15 protein-coding genes and 1 tRNA gene are annotated in these 14,574 nt (G+C 56.3%); 9 read left to right on the top strand and 7 right to left on the bottom strand.

The genetic code is table 11. The features are described from left to right. Positions 1-200 precede the first annotated feature (200 nt). Positions 201-277: transfer RNA gene (locus G516_RS0120160), tRNA-Arg, on the bottom strand. Between the two features lie 298 nt (positions 278-575). Between G516_RS0120160 and G516_RS0120155 the strand changes: the two genes are divergently transcribed. Beyond that, positions 576-1,625, top strand: a complete 1,050-nt coding sequence (locus G516_RS0120155) for an NAD(P)-dependent alcohol dehydrogenase (protein ID WP_028295184.1) — start codon at positions 576-578, stop codon at positions 1,623-1,625. A gap of 109 nt (positions 1,626-1,734) precedes the next feature. Here G516_RS0120155 and G516_RS0120150 read toward each other — a convergent pair whose 3' ends face one another. Continuing rightward, entirely contained in the window at positions 1,735-2,583 is an 849-nt protein-coding gene (locus G516_RS0120150; RefSeq protein WP_028295183.1) for an NmrA family NAD(P)-binding protein, read from the bottom strand. A 205-nt stretch (positions 2,584-2,788) separates the two neighbouring features. Between G516_RS0120150 and G516_RS0120145 the strand changes: the two genes are divergently transcribed. Beyond that, a complete protein-coding gene (locus G516_RS0120145) occupies positions 2,789-3,166 on the top strand; it encodes a winged helix-turn-helix transcriptional regulator (protein ID WP_028295182.1) in 378 nt (125 codons plus the stop codon). Positions 3,167-3,376: 210 nt separating this feature from the next. Here the strand turns inward: G516_RS0120145 and G516_RS0120140 are convergent, their stop codons facing one another. Continuing rightward, positions 3,377-4,306: a LysR substrate-binding domain-containing protein gene (locus G516_RS0120140; RefSeq protein WP_028295181.1), complete on the bottom strand. Its 930-nt coding sequence runs from the start codon at positions 4,304-4,306 to the stop codon at positions 3,377-3,379. A 91-nt stretch (positions 4,307-4,397) separates the two neighbouring features. Here G516_RS0120140 and G516_RS0120135 point away from each other — a divergent pair, with 91 nt between their 5' ends. From G516_RS0120135 to G516_RS0120115, 5 genes are all read left to right on the top strand, one after another. Further along, positions 4,398-5,279 carry an AEC family transporter gene (locus G516_RS0120135; RefSeq protein ID WP_028295180.1) on the top strand — a complete coding sequence of 294 codons (882 nt, stop codon included), beginning with the start codon at positions 4,398-4,400 and terminating at the stop codon, positions 5,277-5,279. 43 nt (positions 5,280-5,322) lie between these two features. Then, positions 5,323-5,838, top strand: coding sequence for a M48 metallopeptidase family protein (locus G516_RS0120130; protein ID WP_028295179.1), 516 nt, complete (start codon positions 5,323-5,325; stop codon positions 5,836-5,838). 300 nt (positions 5,839-6,138) lie between these two features. Continuing rightward, on the top strand, positions 6,139-7,284 hold the full coding sequence (locus G516_RS23530; protein WP_211225158.1) for an MFS transporter: 1,146 nt from the start codon (positions 6,139-6,141) through the stop codon (positions 7,282-7,284). A 167-nt stretch (positions 7,285-7,451) separates the two neighbouring features. Beyond that, complete coding sequence (locus G516_RS0120120; protein ID WP_028295178.1) at positions 7,452-7,697, top strand: hypothetical protein; 246 nt, start codon at positions 7,452-7,454, stop codon at positions 7,695-7,697. 198 nt (positions 7,698-7,895) lie between these two features. Then, entirely contained in the window at positions 7,896-9,059 is a 1,164-nt protein-coding gene (locus G516_RS0120115; protein WP_211225157.1) for an MBL fold metallo-hydrolase, read from the top strand. 29 nt (positions 9,060-9,088) lie between these two features. Here G516_RS0120115 and G516_RS0120110 read toward each other — a convergent pair whose 3' ends face one another. Beyond that, complete coding sequence (locus G516_RS0120110; RefSeq protein WP_036537650.1) at positions 9,089-9,988, bottom strand: LysR family transcriptional regulator; 900 nt, start codon at positions 9,986-9,988, stop codon at positions 9,089-9,091. Positions 9,989-10,243: 255 nt separating this feature from the next. Here G516_RS0120110 and G516_RS0120105 point away from each other — a divergent pair, with 255 nt between their 5' ends. Continuing rightward, the gene (locus G516_RS0120105; protein WP_028295175.1) at positions 10,244-10,732 is read left to right on the top strand and encodes a cytochrome P460 family protein; all 489 of its coding nucleotides are present in this window, start codon (positions 10,244-10,246) and stop codon (positions 10,730-10,732) included. On the opposite strand, the gene dmeF is transcribed toward G516_RS0120105, so the two are convergent. Beyond that, complete coding sequence (dmeF, locus tag G516_RS0120100) at positions 10,686-11,723, bottom strand: CDF family Co(II)/Ni(II) efflux transporter DmeF (RefSeq protein WP_028295174.1); 1,038 nt, start codon at positions 11,721-11,723, stop codon at positions 10,686-10,688. The two genes, G516_RS0120105 and dmeF, sit on opposite strands and share 47 nt — an antisense overlap. A 62-nt stretch (positions 11,724-11,785) precedes the next feature. Between dmeF and G516_RS0120095 the strand changes: the two genes are divergently transcribed. Further along, positions 11,786-12,061 carry a metal/formaldehyde-sensitive transcriptional repressor gene (locus tag G516_RS0120095; RefSeq protein ID WP_028295173.1) on the top strand — a complete coding sequence of 92 codons (276 nt, stop codon included), beginning with the start codon at positions 11,786-11,788 and terminating at the stop codon, positions 12,059-12,061. Between the two features lie 132 nt (positions 12,062-12,193). Here G516_RS0120095 and G516_RS23525 read toward each other — a convergent pair whose 3' ends face one another. Beyond that, the gene (locus G516_RS23525) at positions 12,194-13,588 is read right to left on the bottom strand and encodes an ABC transporter substrate-binding protein (protein WP_051219659.1); all 1,395 of its coding nucleotides are present in this window, start codon (positions 13,586-13,588) and stop codon (positions 12,194-12,196) included. A 147-nt stretch (positions 13,589-13,735) separates the two neighbouring features. Then, the gene (locus tag G516_RS0120085) at positions 13,736-14,494 is read right to left on the bottom strand and encodes an SDR family oxidoreductase (protein WP_028295172.1); all 759 of its coding nucleotides are present in this window, start codon (positions 14,492-14,494) and stop codon (positions 13,736-13,738) included. Between the last annotated feature and the right edge of the window lie 80 nt (positions 14,495-14,574).

Here is a 14,574-nt window from a genome sequence, read left to right as displayed (position 1 = left end):
GGAGCTTTTTCGTATATTGCCCGCCCGAGAGGATTACTTTCGCCCTTCGGGCCATCGTCGCAGGCTCCGATGTTTTCTCCACTCGCAGGCTCGCTACGAATCGAACCAATCAGAGGTTCTCGTCCATCTCGGGCTAAACGGTGTGTTCAAATGCAGAGGAGAGGTATTTGAAGCAGGACACTTCGGACACATAAAAGAAATGGCCCGCCCGAGAGGATTCGAACCTCTGACCTTCGCCTCCGGAGGGCGACGCTCTATCCAGCTGAGCTACGGGCGGATGCTTCCGCAAGGCGCGCATTGTACCCACGTTACCGGGCGTTGACCAGTGATGTAACGTGGTAAAAGCTCACAATTGAAACCGATAGCGATGATCAACCGACCTTCGCCTCCGGAGGGCGACGCCCTATTCCCTCTCTGTACCGGGGTCACTCCTCGAGATTTCATGAATTTTCCTCACCAGCCCTGCCGAATTATCCCGGCTAATCAATAAACCACTTCAGGCGTACAGTCTTTTCATCACCCTCATGCAGGCAGTTGTTGTTCTGCTTTTGGGTCCTGTACTGGAGGAAATTTGAATGCCATTTGAAATCAAAGCCATTGGCGCGGTTAACAGCGCTGAACCCATGCACCTGCTGAACATCCCACGCCGCGATTTGCAGTCTGACGATGTGCAGTTCGATATTTTGTATTGCGGCATCTGCCACTCGGATTTGCATCAGGTAAAGAATGACTTTGGGTTTTCCAACTACCCGATGGTGCCGGGCCATGAGATTGTCGGCCGGGTAACGGCGGTTGGTGAAGATGTCACCCGTTTCAACGTCGGTGACTTGGCTGGCGTTGGATGTATTGTCGATTCTTGTGGTGGCTGCCCGGCTTGCCAGCGTGATTTGCAGCAGTTTTGTGAAAACGGCACCACGCTGTCATTCAATACCCCGGACAAACACCTGGGCGGTATGACATTCGGCGGTTTTTCTCAGACGTACGTGTGTAAGGAAAGCTACACCTTGCAGATGCCCGAGTCGCTGGATCTGGCTGCTGCGGCACCACTGCTGTGTGCCGGTATTACCGTGTATTCCCCGCTGAAGCACTGGCACGTTGGCCCGGGTAAGAAAGTTGGTATTTTGGGCATTGGCGGGCTCGGCCACGTTGCCATTCGTATTGCCAAAGCCATGGGCGCCGAGGTTGTGGTGCTGACGTCGTCCGATACCAAGGTAGAAGACGCCAAACGTCTGGGAGCCGATGCTGCGGTTCTGACCAAAGACCCGGAGCAAATGGCAGCCTATGCTGGCAAACTCGATCTGGTGTTAGACACCGTGTCGGCCCAGCATGATATCAACACCTATCTGAACCTGCTGGCCATCGACGGCTCGGTGGTACTGGTGGGCTTGCCAGCGGAGCCATTGGAGGTAGGTGCGTTTAATGTCGTCCACGGCCGTCGCAGTTTCTCCGGCTCGAACATTGGCGGCATCGCAGAAACCCAGGAAATGCTGGATTTCTGCGCCGAGCACGGTATCACCGCCGATATTGAAATGGTCAACGCCAACGAGGTGAACGAAGCCTTCGAGCGACTGGAAAAAGGCGACGTGAAGTACCGCTTTGTTGTTGATATGACCACGCTGAAATAAGCCGGTAAGAGCGCTGTCGGATGGGCAACAGTGCCCATCCTGTTTGCTTTCGGCAATAAATTGCCTCCTACAGAGTGAATTGCAGGCAAGCCAGCTCACTTTTGTTAAATCAGCCCTGTGACGCCAACACCGCCTGATGCTCTGCAATCCAGGCTTCAAGCGTGCGTGGCGCGTTACCGGTGAGCTGCTCTACCGCATCACTGACCGCCGCCGTCCAACCCATGCGTACCGGTGCAAAAATGGACGCGAGAAAACCCGCGTAGTCGGCAGGCACTCCGGCCTGGGTCAGCATGGCGATAAAATCATCATCGCTCAGCGGCTGATACGCCAGCGAACGACCAATGGCCTCGCCAATCAACTCCGCGGCATCGGCATACCCCATCGCCTGCGGGCCGGTGAGGTTGAACTGCTGATTGTCAAACGCCGAGCTGGTCAGCGCCGCTGTAGCACTGGCGGCGATGTCGCGGGCATCAATAAAGGACGACTGCCCCTCCGCCGCAGGCACCGCAATCACATCGTGCTGAATGCCCGGCAGCCAGAAGTTGACGAAGTTATCCATAAACCAGTTCGGGCGCAGCACCACCGACGCCACCCCGCTGTTGATCAGCATCAGCTCTACCTGGCGGTAGGGAATGCTGTCGTCGGCATCCACACCCAGCACCGACTGAAACACCACCTTGATGCCGCGATCGATGGCCGCCTGCGCCACCGGCGCCAGTAACTCATAGCTGTTGACGTAGCCGGTTGGCAGCATCAAAAACAGACGGTCAACGCCATCCAGCAATGGCTCAATAGCGCCTGTGGCGGTTGTAAAATCGAACGCCACCGCCTCGGCGCCTTCCATCGGTGTGGCATTGCGGCTGGCGGCCTTGACCTGTTCACCACGGGCCAGCAGCTCAGCTACCAGGTGTTTACCCACGGTACCATTGGCACCCAGTACCAGAATTTTCTGACTCATTGGAATCTCTCCCATGCAAACGTTGCTTTGATTTGATAAGTTTTCAATGGGAATCAAGGTAACTATTGGAAACCATGGTTTCAAGAAGGCACCTTGGCGTTATCTGGTTACTTTGGGGTAACCGGCAAGCGACCAATGAGCAAGCTGGAAGGTGGGAAAAACACCCGTTAGACAAGATTCTGTCCGAACTGATAGTGGAGCGCCCATGAGTGCAGACGAGCAACCGCCATACGATGTGTACAACCGCAACTGCCCGGCCCGCATGGTCTTTACACGGCTGGCGGATAAGTGGAGTTTGTTGATTATCCGGCGGCTGAAAACCGACGCCGTGCGCTTCAACCAGCTGCGACGCGACCTCGACGGCGTCTCAGCCAAGATGCTGACGCAAACACTGCGCAACCTGGAACGCGACGGCCTGATCCAGCGGCAGATTTTTGCCACCGTGCCCGTCACCGTCGAATATTCCCTGACCGGACTGGGCCAGACCCTGGCCGACACCATCGACGAACTGGCGCTATGGGCTGAAAACCACATCGAAACCGTACTGGAATCCCAACAGCAGTTCGATCAGGAGCAAGGCTGAAGAATCAGGAGTCACCGACAGGCCCTGCGCCCATACCAGCCAAGTTATTCAAAGCCGCGGGTTGATGAGCACAAGTGGCCATCCTGTTTGCTGTCGGCAATAAATTGCCTCCTACAAAGTGACTCGCAGGCAAGCATGTAGGGTGCGCACTGCGCACCAGTTGCTTCGGCAAATAACCATCGTGGAGGATCAAGGTCACCGCAACGACACTCACCGTAACGAAAGTGCCTGAAACTGTTCTGCCATAAATTCCACGCAGGCGCGCAGCCGCCCGGACGTTGCCAGCCGCTGCGGGTACACCGCCCATACGTTGGCGCTTTGGCCGTATTCGGGCAGTACCTGTTGCAGCTCACCGGAGTCTAACAGGTGTTGGATATCCCATAAGGAGCGCAACATGATGCCGCGTCCCAGCAGTGCCCATTGCAGTACGATCTCACCACTGTTAGACGACAGCGGTCCGGTGACTTTGATGGTGACGCTGCTTTCGCCATCGCGGTCCAGTTGCCAGCTGCCCTGAATGCTGTTGCGTTCTTTCAGTGTCAAACAGTGATGCTGGCGCAGATCGTCAAGGCTGGTCGGGACTCCATGTTCGGCCAGATAACCCGGTGTGGCACACAGCACCCGGCGGTTGTGCACCAGCTGCTTGCAGATGTGTTGTTCGGGCAGGTCATCGCCCACGCGGATTTCCAGATCAAACCCCTCACCGACAATATCGACCACCCGGTCGAACACTTCGAAGCGTGCTTCCAGCTGAGGGTAACGCTGGGCCAGTGCCGCCAGCATCGGGGCAACATGGGCTCGGCCAAAACCAAAGCTGCTGCACACATGCAGTTGGCCACGAGGCTGCTGACGGGCGCTCGACAAGGTATCGACCAGTTCATCCAGATCGCTGAGCAGCAGTTGCGCCCCCTCAAAGACAATTTCGCCTTCGCGGGTCAGCCCCAGCGAACGAGTGGTCCGGTGCAGCAACCGGCAGCCTAACGTCTGTTCAAGAATGCCAATACGCTTGCTGACGTAGGCAGGAGACTGCCCCAGGGTACTGGCCGCCGCGACAAAACTGCCTTTCAGCACCACGGTAACCAGCACGTTGAGGTCCTGGGGCAGCGGAAATTGTTCACGAACTGTGTGGTCTGTCTTCATATCTGGCCAGTTTAACCATCAAAGTGTTGTCAGTAATCTAGCCCTCGTCGAGTGAGTTGGCCAGCTCAAAAATTTATTCAGAGCCCACACGATGATTTCAACACTGTTGCTTGCCATGCTGCCACTGATCGCATTAATGCTGGTCGGGGCTATTCTGGCCAAACGAACCTCCTGCCTGGATGGCCCTGCGATGAACCAGTTGGTGTCACTGGTTGGTATCCCTGCCCTGTTGCTGCACTCGATGCAGACTATGGAAACCAGCTTGACTGAACTGACGAACCTGATGCTGGCAGCCTTCCTGTTTTTGATCAGCATGGCGACGTTCGCCATGGCCTGGCTGATGCCTTTTTTGAAAACGCCTCAACGCTATCTGCCAGCGGTGGTGAACCCCAATGCAGCCTATCTCGGCTTGCCGGTCTGTGTGGCGCTGTTTGGTGACGAAGCCATCCTGCCGGTGATGGTATTTTCCAGCATGATTCAGGTCAGCCACTTTACGCTGGGCACCGCCTGTCTGAGCAGTCGCTGGCAGCCCGCGACCTTGCTGAAGAACCCGCCAATCATCAGCATGGTGATTGCCCTGACCTTATTGGCACTGGACCTGAAACTGCCAAAACCGGCACTGGATACACTGTCTACTCTGGGGCAGATCACTCTGCCCTTGATGCTGATGCAACTGGGAGCTGCCATCGTGCGCTTGCCATTCGCACAGGGGATAAGTTGGCAACGGCCGCTGGGATTGGCGCTGTTGCGCACCATCGGCGGTGCGATGATCGCAGCGCTGGTGTTTTCTGGCTGGCCGATGGCCTATCGGGATTATCTGATTTTTGTGATTCTGTCGGCGATGCCGGTGGCCGTCATCAGCCACGCCATGGCGCAGCATCACCAAGGGCCTGCCGACGACATTGCGCTGACCATTTTGCTGTCGTTACCGCTGTCGCTGTTCAGCGTTGGGGCGATTCAACAGTTGCTGTAACCTTGAGCCTGTTTGCCATTTTGCCCGGACCCCAAGCCAACTCATGAACGCCACCCGCCTGCTCTCTTACCTCAAGGGCTACAGCCCGGAACTGCAACGCCAGGCGCTGGCGCTGCTGCAAGCCAACAAAACCGGCGAGCTGCTGTTGAAGAAGTACCCTCGCCCGCACGATCTGGCCTCCGAAAAAGCCTTGTATGTGTACGCGCAGGACATCAAAAACGAGTTTATGCGCAGCTCGGCGCCGATCAGCAAGGTGATTTACGACGACAAGATTCACGTCATCAACAACGCGCTGGGGCTGCACACGTATGTCTCGCGGGTGCAGGGCAACAAGCTGAAAGCCAAGAATGAGGTGAGGATTTCGTCGATGTTCCGACGAGTGCCGGAACCCTTGTTACGCATGATTCTGGTTCATGAACTGGCGCACCTGCGCGAGAAAGAACACAACAAGGCTTTCTACAAGTTGTGTACGTATATGGAGCCGGATTACTTCCAGCTGGAGTTCGACCTGCGTTTGTACCTGTGCCACAAGGACGAATACGGCGAGCTGTGGGGATAAGCCGAAGTTCTGCCTACTCATGCAAGTTATTCATTAAGAGAAGAAACGGCAGCTGGTTTTTCCATGAATGACAGCTCCGTACAGTGATGCCATTACGTTCTTTTTCAAGGATTCTGAATGGCCAAATCTTCTCACAACCCAGCTTCTCATCACCCAACTTCTTATAACCCAGCTTCGTCTGGCTCTGCTTCGCCAGAGCCTTTTCCCCTTACCCCCACAAGAGCCCCCACACAAAGAGCAGCTATAAATAAAGCCCCCGACAGCACCGAGACAGCGCCCGCCTGGAGTGCGGTTATTGCCATGTCGATGTGTGTGGCCTTGCTGATTGCCTCGGAGTTTATGCCCGTCAGTTTGCTTACTCCCATGGCTGCCGGTCTGAACGCTTCGGAAGGGCAAACCGGCCAGGCCATTTCTGTCAGTGGTTTGTTTGCTGTGATCGCCAGCTTGCTGATGTCGACCGTTGCCGGGCGGTTGAACCGCAAAGGCGTATTACTGGCCATGAGTGCGTGTTTGCTGGTATCGCTGGTCATGGTGGCAACGGCGTCCAACTTTGCCTTGCTGATGGCCGCCCGGGCGCTGCTGGGTGTGTGCGTTGGTGGTTTTTGGGCCTTGGGCACCGCGGTGATTATGCGTTTGGTACCAGCCGACCGGGTATCGAAGGCACTGGCGGTGATGTTTACCGGGCAGTCCGTTGCGGCGGCGTTTGCCGCGCCATTGGGAAGCTATTTTGGTGACATCATCGGCTGGCGTGGAGTGTTCTGGGGGCTGGTGCCACTGACGTTGGTGAACCTGCTGTGGTTGTCGTACGCGCTGCCATCAATGCCCACGGAGCAAAAGCAATCGTTCGCCAGCCTGTGGGCGCTGATGCGTGAACGCTGGTTCGGCCGCGGAATTCTCGCGGTAGTACTGGCGTTTGCATCGGCGTTTTCGATGTTCACCTATTTACGGCCATTTCTGGAGCAACACGCCCATACCACGGCGAACCAGTTGTCGATATTGCTGCTGGTGCTCGGCTGTTGTGGGTTTATCGGCACCTGGCTTGGCGGCAAGCTGTCGCAAACTCGCTTGATCGGGTTACTGCAGGCGCTGCCAGTGGTGATGGCGCTGGTGACTCTGGGTCTGCTGGTCAAACCGGACATGCTGCCACTGACGGCCATGCTGCTGGCGGTGTGGGGCATTTGTAATACCGCGCTGTCGATCGCCTGGATGGCCTGGTTGTCGCGCCATGCCCAACACATGCCGGAAGCCGCTGGCAGCATCATGGTGGCTTCCATTCAGGCGGCCATTCTTGTCGGTGCAGCATTGGGCGGCGTGCTGGTTGATCATTTCAGCGTGCAAACCAGCTTTACCACCAGTGCTTTGCTGGGCGCTCTGGCGTGGTTGGCGATCGGCTTTCGCCGGGCCATTGAAAACCCACAGTATGCAACTGTGGCCATTGCTCGATAGCAAACGATAGGCTCGCTAGCCGGCAGTAGGCTCGCTAACCAGCAGTAGGGGCAAGCAGATTTCGCAAAGGGAACGCCCGCGGTCGCTTTTGGCGGCGCAGTGGCGTTGCCTTTGTGGTTTCTTCGCTTATTCGTTTCTTTTCCTGATGCACCGCCGAGGTAATGCCCATGATGATTGTCGACCTGCTGGATCTGGACGACCTGATCAGTCAACTGATTGACCAAGGGCTGAATCTGCCTGCCACCGCGGATACCGACGCGGTATTAACCGCCGTAACGACGTGGCAGCAGCAAGCCAACGCTACCCAGCAGGCTGAGTTATGTCGTTGGGCTGAGCAGCTTCTGATTCAACACGAAGGCATGGTACTGCCCGATGCCAAACGGGTGCTGCTGGCCTGCTCTGTCAAAGAGTAATCATCGCTGCATCACCGGTTGCATCACCTTATGAATGCGGCTCATTAATGGCCGCATTACGCTCCAATCCAGACGCAATAAGGCCCAGGGCACGGTTAGCAATAGAGCAACAATCTGATCCGACGGTGGCACTCTACGGAACAATCGCTGTTGCTAAGATGGTTGGCTTGAGATTACTGACTTTTCGGAGCCTTCGCCTTGCTGAATCTTGTGCTGAAAACCCTGCTGGTACTGGTCGGACTGGCCGCTGTGCTGGCCATCGCGATCTGGCTGTATCTGCAACAAGCTCAATTTGCCGATCCCAAGGTGGATACCGAACGCCTGTCAGGCGAGGATTCCGCCACTGGCACCACGCGCTACCGCGACGGTAAGTTTGAGAACCTCGAAACCACCGAAGTGATGGTGGAGCAGCCACAAGACCCCGCGCAACCTCGCTCCCAGAGCGGCTTGTTCCGTACCCTGTACAAGTTCCTGTTTGAAGAAATCCCCGGTGCCGTGCCCGCCGAGCCGCTGCCTTCGGTGAAAACCGATTTGGCCAGCCTCGATCGTAACGACAACCTGGTGGTGTGGATGGGCCATTCCAGCTATTACATCCAGCTGGATGGCAAACGCATTTTGATCGATCCGGTGTTCAGCAGTTATGCCTCACCAGTACCGGGCACCAATGTGGCGTTCAAAGGTTCCAACATCTACACCGCTGACGATATTCCCGAACTGGATTTCCTGTTAATCAGCCATGACCACTGGGACCACCTGGATTACCCCACCATCAAGGGACTGGAAAACAAGGTGAAACAAGTGGTCGCGCCGCTGGGCGTCGGTTCTTACTTCACCCAATGGGGCTGGCCAAAAGAGAAGGTATTTGAAGGTGAATGGGGTTCCGTCTTCGACGACAACAACGGCATGCAGGTGCATATTCTGCCGTCCCGTCACTTTTCTGGACGCTTGTTAGATCGCAATCGGACGCTGTGGGCATCGTTCGCCCTGATTACGCCGCAACACCGCTATTATCTCAGCGGCGATACCGGCTACGGCGAGCATTTCCGCAACATTGGTGAAGCGCTGGGGCCGTTTGATCTGGCGGTGCTGGAATGCGGCCAATACAACGTGCAGTGGGCCAATATTCATATGATGCCCGAGCAAACCGCCCAGGCCGGTGTGGACTTGCAAGCCAAAGCCGTGATTGCAGCGCACAACAGCAAGTTCAAGCTGGCTTACCATCCCTGGAAAGAACCACTGGATCGGGTCAGCAAGGCCAGTGAAGGCAAGCCCTATCGGTTGCTGACGCCGTTGATTGGCGAACGGGTCGATACCGACAATCCAAGCCAGACCTTTGGCAAGTGGTGGGTTAACACCAAATAAGCCAGCGAACAGCTGGAAGTATGGGCGCCTCAAGCGCCCTGATAACGAATAAATTCCACAAACAGCCTGAACGCGTGTGAGGTTTCCCGGCTGGGGGAATACAGATAGTAGCCGGGGAATGGCTCACACCACTCCTCCAGCACCCGCACCAGCTGGCCATTGTCCAACGCCTCGGCAATGGCGTCTTCTGGCAAATACACCAGCCCCAGGCCTTCGATGGCGGCCTGACGGATCGGCTTCAGGTCGCTGAATACCAGAGAGCTGTTAACGTTCAGATTGACCTTTTGCCCCTGCCGTTCCAGATCCCACACCAACAGGTTATTCATGGTCGGCAGTCGCAGGTTAATGCAACGGTGTTCGGTCAGGTGTTCCGGCTGTGTCGGCGTACCATGTTGCTCGAAATACCCGGGTGATCCGGCAATGGCCATGCGCAGGTCGGGGCCAATGCGCGTAGCCACCATGTCTTTCTCCAGCTGCTCGCCAATACGTACACCGGCATCAAAGCGGTCGGCGACAATATCAACACGGTTGTAGTCGGTGATGACCTCAACCTGAATGTCCGGGTAGAGCCGATGAAATTCGCGCACCTTGGGCCACAGAATGGATTCGGCGGCATGGCCTGCGGTGGTGATGCGAATGCGTCCGGTCGGCGTGGCTTTCAGTTCACTCAGACCGTCCAGGTTGCGTTCAATGTCATCAAAGCTGCCCTCAATGGCCGACAACAAACGCTGCCCCGCTTCGGTGGGTGATACCGAGCGGGTGGTTCGCGTCAGCAGCCGCACCCCCAGCTGGCTTTCCAGCCCTCGCAGGGCATGACTCAAGGCCGATTGTGAGACCCCAAGTTGCGCTGCCGCGCGGGTAAAACTGCCTTCTCGGGCAACAATGATGAACGTATGAAGGTCGTTGAAATGGCGTTTTTGCTGGCTCATAAAAGGTTTCCTGTGGATCACCTCAGTGTGAAGCAAACGTCGGGCAAGAATTACCGCGTCTGCTTGCTAGGCCACATGAGTAGAACTCATTAATAAAAGCCCTGTTTTCTTGATTCAGCCGCCCAGCCAAGCACTCGGGCCATATTGATGGAAAGGTTCCGTGAGCACCGCTCATAAGCCCTTGTGGATTAGCCCCACAGATGAACGGTAGCAAACCTGCCAGCATGATGTTTTATTCAGCGTCGGGGCCAGCCAATGCAAACACCAATCCTCCGCCAGCCCAAAGGGGCCAGCCTGCTGTTCGGACTGTCTGCGTTTCTCAGCAGCGAGATCAACGCCGAACCCAGCCGAGCCACATTGCCCGATAGCTTTGACGGTTATGAACACTACACCACCGTTCGGCGTGGTGAGTCGACCGAGCACATCATGACCGAGCCGAACACCATCGAAGCCTTGCAACAGGGGCTGGAAGCACCGGATGGCAGCCGTTTTCTGCTGGTCGACTACCGCAACGAAGCCATTTATCGGATTTTTGTGATGGAAAAAGGCCCCGGCTGGGGCCGCGATTACGCCAACAACGAACCTGCTGGCGATTGGCATTTTCAGTGGTACTGGCCGGATGGCTCAATCAACGAGGAGCGCGACACCAGTTGGTGCCGCAACTGTCACAACAACCGTGAAGACGAGCAGTTTCTGTTCACCTACGACGAGCTGATGAGCCATCGGCAGGGTCACCTGGATTGATCTCAACCGTGGTGTGGGCCAGCTCGTGAATGCCAGCCAGCGCTTGCTTGATGGCGTCCGGGGTAACGCTTGCAGCGGCGTCGTTAGCAACGGATACCGCAATCACGCAGGAATAATGCTGTTTGCCCACCCGCCAGATGTGCAGGTCGGTCAGGGTGGTGTCTTCCAGCGCCGCCAGCGCGTGGCTGACTCGCTCGACCACCGGGCGGTCCATTTCGGCATCCAGCAACACCCCGCCGGTTTCTTTCAGAAGCCCAACTGCCCACACAGCCACCACCACAGAACCAACAATGCCCATCACCGGATCAAGCCAGTCAGCTCCCCACCATTTGCCGCCAAACAAGGCCACAATGGCCAGCACCGACGTCAAGGCATCGGTGAGCACATGGATATAAGCGGCGCGCAAGTTCAGGTCGTGGTGTTCATGGCTGTGATGGGAATGATCGTGCCCGGAGTGATCGTGATCTGAATGGGCCTGATGTGAATGGTCATGGTGTGAGTGGTCATGATGCGAATGACCGTGATGGTGGTGATGATGATCGTCTTTCAGCAACCAGGCGCAGGCCAGATTCACCAGCAGGCCCAGCACCGCGACGGAAATGGCCTGATCGTATTCAATGGTTTCCGGGTCGAATAACCGCTCGACCGACTGAAACAGCATCAAACCGGCAATCGCCATCAGAAACAAGGCACTGGAGTAGCCCCCCAGAATTTCAATTTTCCAGGTCCCAAAGGCAAAGCGCGGGTGATTGGCAAAACGTCGTGCAGCGGCATAAGCAGCCACTGCCAGTCCAAGGGCCAGTGCGTGTGAACTCATGTGCCAGCCATCGGCCAGCAGCGCCATGGAATTAAACACCAGACCGCCGGTAATCTCGGCCACCATCATCACCACCGTCAGCAACACCGCCCAGCGGGTCTTGCGTTCGGCCATCGGATTGCCTTCATCAAAGGCGCGATTGTGCTGACACGGAGCCATTGTTTGACTGGACATAATGCTATTTCCTGTGGAATTTTTTATACTATACCCCAGTATACCTATTACGAGAATATTCAATGGCTCACATCTCTCACGACCGCGACAAACTGCTGACCCGAGTGCGTAAAATTCGTGGCCAAGCGGATGGTCTGGAAAAACTGCTGAACAACGAAACCGAATGCACACGCGTGCTGCAACAAATTGCGGCCTTGCGCGGTGCTGTTAACGGTTTGATGTCGGAAGTGCTGGAAGGCCACCTGCGAGAACATCTGGGCGACAACGATCTGACCCCGGAGAAACGGGCGGAAGAAGTGGACGACGTGGTGAAAATTCTGCGTTCCTACATGAAATAAACCCACAAACCCAACAAACCCGGCGGACCGGGCTTACTGGGTTATTTAGATTGCTGGGTTATGTAAGGGCTTGCTGGATTATTCAGGGGGTTGTTTGGGAATTGCTGCGTTACTCAAACTGAGTGGCAGCAATCAGAGCGTTTTCACTTCCTCATTGATGCTGGCTGCCAGTTCATCCATACGCTGCTGTACGTCAGCATCACGCACGATGATGTCTTGCAGGGCTTCGGCCCACTCGGTGGTGGTGTGGAAAAACTTGCTCTGCGGAGTGAATTTGATGCTGGTGTTCTGAATCACCGCACCAAAGGTCCGAGCGTAGCCCGTGTGGCGACGAATGCGCTGTTTCCATTCGCGGGAGCGCCACACAGAACGACGTACCGGGTTAACCACGTCGGCTTCAATGGCCGCCCATTGCATGTGTTCGCGGTTGGTGAAGAACTGCATAAACAGCCAGGCGGCGTTTTTCTGTTCGGAAGCGTTGTTCATGGCAATGGACCATACCCATTCGTTGGCGCCCATCACACCGCCGTCGGTGATCGGCATTGGCGCCCAGGCGAGGTTACCCGCCTCGTTGGACGCACCGGCAACGTTCTGGAAGAAGCCAATAATATCGGCATCCAGTGCCATCGCCGCTTTGCCATCGCCAAGGTCCTTGGACACCTGATACCAGGTGTAGTCGGTCCAGTCATGCGGGCCAGCCTCACGCACCATATCGGCAAACTGGCGGGTAATGTCCACGGCTTTTTCGCTGTTAACCACCGAGTTGAGTTTGCCATTGCGCATTTCGAAGTCTTTGGCACCGGCATTACTGAACAGAGTCATGTAGCCCGGGTGGATGGTCGCCCAGGATTTGGTACCGCGAACGGCCACCCCATAACTGCCCGGGCCATTCCAGTTGTTCAATTGCTTGGCCGTTTCCACCAGCTGCGCCAGCGTGGTCGGTACTGGCAAGCCCCTTTGCTCCAGCGCGCGCTTGTTGTACATCAGCACATTGGCTTCAAAGCCCAACGGCAGCGCCCACAAACGGCCGGTGCCCACCAGGTCGCCTTGTTGCAGGCTCCAACGGTTGGCCCCCAGCACACCACGGAACATGTCGTTGATGTCGTAGTCCGGTGCAGTAAAGAGGTCAGAGTCCACATAAGTATCCAAGGCCTGAATGCGCCCGGCAGAGGCATAATCCCACAGCTGATACGCGCCGGTCATAAACACATCCGGGCCTTTGGCACCTTGTTTCAGCCCTTTGGAGACGCCGTCGAAGTAGGTTTCTTCGCTGGTAACGGTGTAACGCACCTTGATGCCGGTTTGCTGTTCGAACAGCGGCAGACGCTGGATGATGGCATCGGCGTATGGGTGCTTGTTCAGCATCACGTTGATGGTTTTACCCTGCTGGGATGCCCAGTTATAACCATCGGCCGCCTGTGCCGGAAATCCGGCAAAGGCCAGCAGGCAAGTTATGATGACGCCTTTCCAGAACTGGAAAGGCGTTCGTTGTTGGGGTTCGGTCTGCGCTGGCGTGCTCAAGGACATACTGCTTCTCCGGCATTATTCTTTTATAGGATTGTCGGACAATTACGAAGTGTATATTAGTTCTCAAACCTCCAAACCGGAAGCACAAGCCAGCTGACTTTCCAGCGCCTTACGACAATAACGTGCATCCTGCCGCTGTTGCTCAGGTTAGAAGTCAAAACCGCTCGGCACGATCACCATATCGCGAATGGTCATGCCCCGTGGCCGCGTCAGCATAAACAGAATGGTTTCGGCAATTTCCTCAGCGGCAATCAAGGTGCCCTTTTCCTTCGCCTGTTGCAGTTTTTCCTCAGGCCAGTCGGCCAACAGCGCGGTTTCGACCGGCCCCGGAGAAATCGTGCCCATCCGCAAACCGTGTTGCAGCACCTGCCGACGGGTGGCCTGAACAAAACAGTCCACTGCCCATTTCGACGGTGAGTACACGGGTTCCCACTCCACCGCCTTGGTAGCCGCTGCCGAGCTGGTGACAATGATATCGCCGGTTTGGCGCTCGATCATATGGGGCAATAGGTCGTGGACGTTTTTCATCACCACATTGACGTTGAGGTTCAACATCCGGTCTATGGCATCGCTGCTGTTGTCGATCAGATCGCCACCCAGATACATACCGGCATTGGCGTGAAAGATGTTGATATGAGGCACCCGTTGCAGGGCTTGTGGAATCAGCTGGCGACACTGCTCTACGTCCAGCAAATCGACCTCCAGCGGAATCACTGCGTCACCGAGGGACTGCTGCGCCGCCGCCAGCGCAGCGGCGTCACGGTCGGCCATCACCACGGTAGCACCGGCGGCCACCATGGCGCGGGTACTGGCCAGGCCAATGCCGGACGCGGCACCGGTGATCAAGGCGTATTGATGTTGCAGGGGCAAGTTGGCGGCCAGTGAGCCGGTCAAGGAAGCTGTCATTATTATTGTCTCCGCTTGGCGGTGGAAAACCTCCACTGTCGCAGAGCCAATCAGCGACCGCTAAACCGCTGATGCGCAAT

Source organism: Oceanobacter kriegii DSM 6294 (assembly GCF_000422845.1).
In the GTDB taxonomy this organism is placed as follows: domain Bacteria; phylum Pseudomonadota; class Gammaproteobacteria; order Pseudomonadales; family Oceanobacteraceae; genus Oceanobacter; species Oceanobacter kriegii.
The sequence above is the reverse complement of the archived record's forward strand: the minus strand, read 5'-3'. Positions and strand labels throughout refer to the sequence as shown.

Bases quoted from the DNA above. Each gene is read 5' to 3' on its own strand.
- G516_RS0120155 (WP_028295184.1), top strand. From the start codon at position 576: ATGCCATTTGAAATCAAAGCCATTGGCGCGGTTAACAGCGCTGAACCC.
- G516_RS0120150 (WP_028295183.1), bottom strand. From the start codon at position 2,583: ATGAGTCAGAAAATTCTGGTACTGGGTGCCAATGGTACCGTGGGTAAA.
- G516_RS0120145 (WP_028295182.1), top strand. From the start codon at position 2,789: ATGAGTGCAGACGAGCAACCGCCATACGATGTGTACAACCGCAACTGC.
- G516_RS0120140 (WP_028295181.1), bottom strand. From the start codon at position 4,306: ATGAAGACAGACCACACAGTTCGTGAACAATTTCCGCTGCCCCAGGAC.
- G516_RS0120135 (WP_028295180.1), top strand. From the start codon at position 4,398: ATGATTTCAACACTGTTGCTTGCCATGCTGCCACTGATCGCATTAATG.
- G516_RS0120130 (WP_028295179.1), top strand. From the start codon at position 5,323: ATGAACGCCACCCGCCTGCTCTCTTACCTCAAGGGCTACAGCCCGGAA.
- G516_RS23530 (WP_211225158.1), top strand. From the start codon at position 6,139: ATGTCGATGTGTGTGGCCTTGCTGATTGCCTCGGAGTTTATGCCCGTC.
- G516_RS0120120 (WP_028295178.1), top strand. From the start codon at position 7,452: ATGATGATTGTCGACCTGCTGGATCTGGACGACCTGATCAGTCAACTG.
- G516_RS0120110 (WP_036537650.1), bottom strand. From the start codon at position 9,988: ATGAGCCAGCAAAAACGCCATTTCAACGACCTTCATACGTTCATCATT.
- G516_RS0120105 (WP_028295175.1), top strand. From the start codon at position 10,244: ATGCAAACACCAATCCTCCGCCAGCCCAAAGGGGCCAGCCTGCTGTTC.
- dmeF (WP_028295174.1), bottom strand. From the start codon at position 11,723: ATGTCCAGTCAAACAATGGCTCCGTGTCAGCACAATCGCGCCTTTGAT.
- G516_RS0120095 (WP_028295173.1), top strand. From the start codon at position 11,786: ATGGCTCACATCTCTCACGACCGCGACAAACTGCTGACCCGAGTGCGT.
- G516_RS23525 (WP_051219659.1), bottom strand. From the start codon at position 13,588: ATGTCCTTGAGCACGCCAGCGCAGACCGAACCCCAACAACGAACGCCT.
- G516_RS0120085 (WP_028295172.1), bottom strand. From the start codon at position 14,494: ATGACAGCTTCCTTGACCGGCTCACTGGCCGCCAACTTGCCCCTGCAA.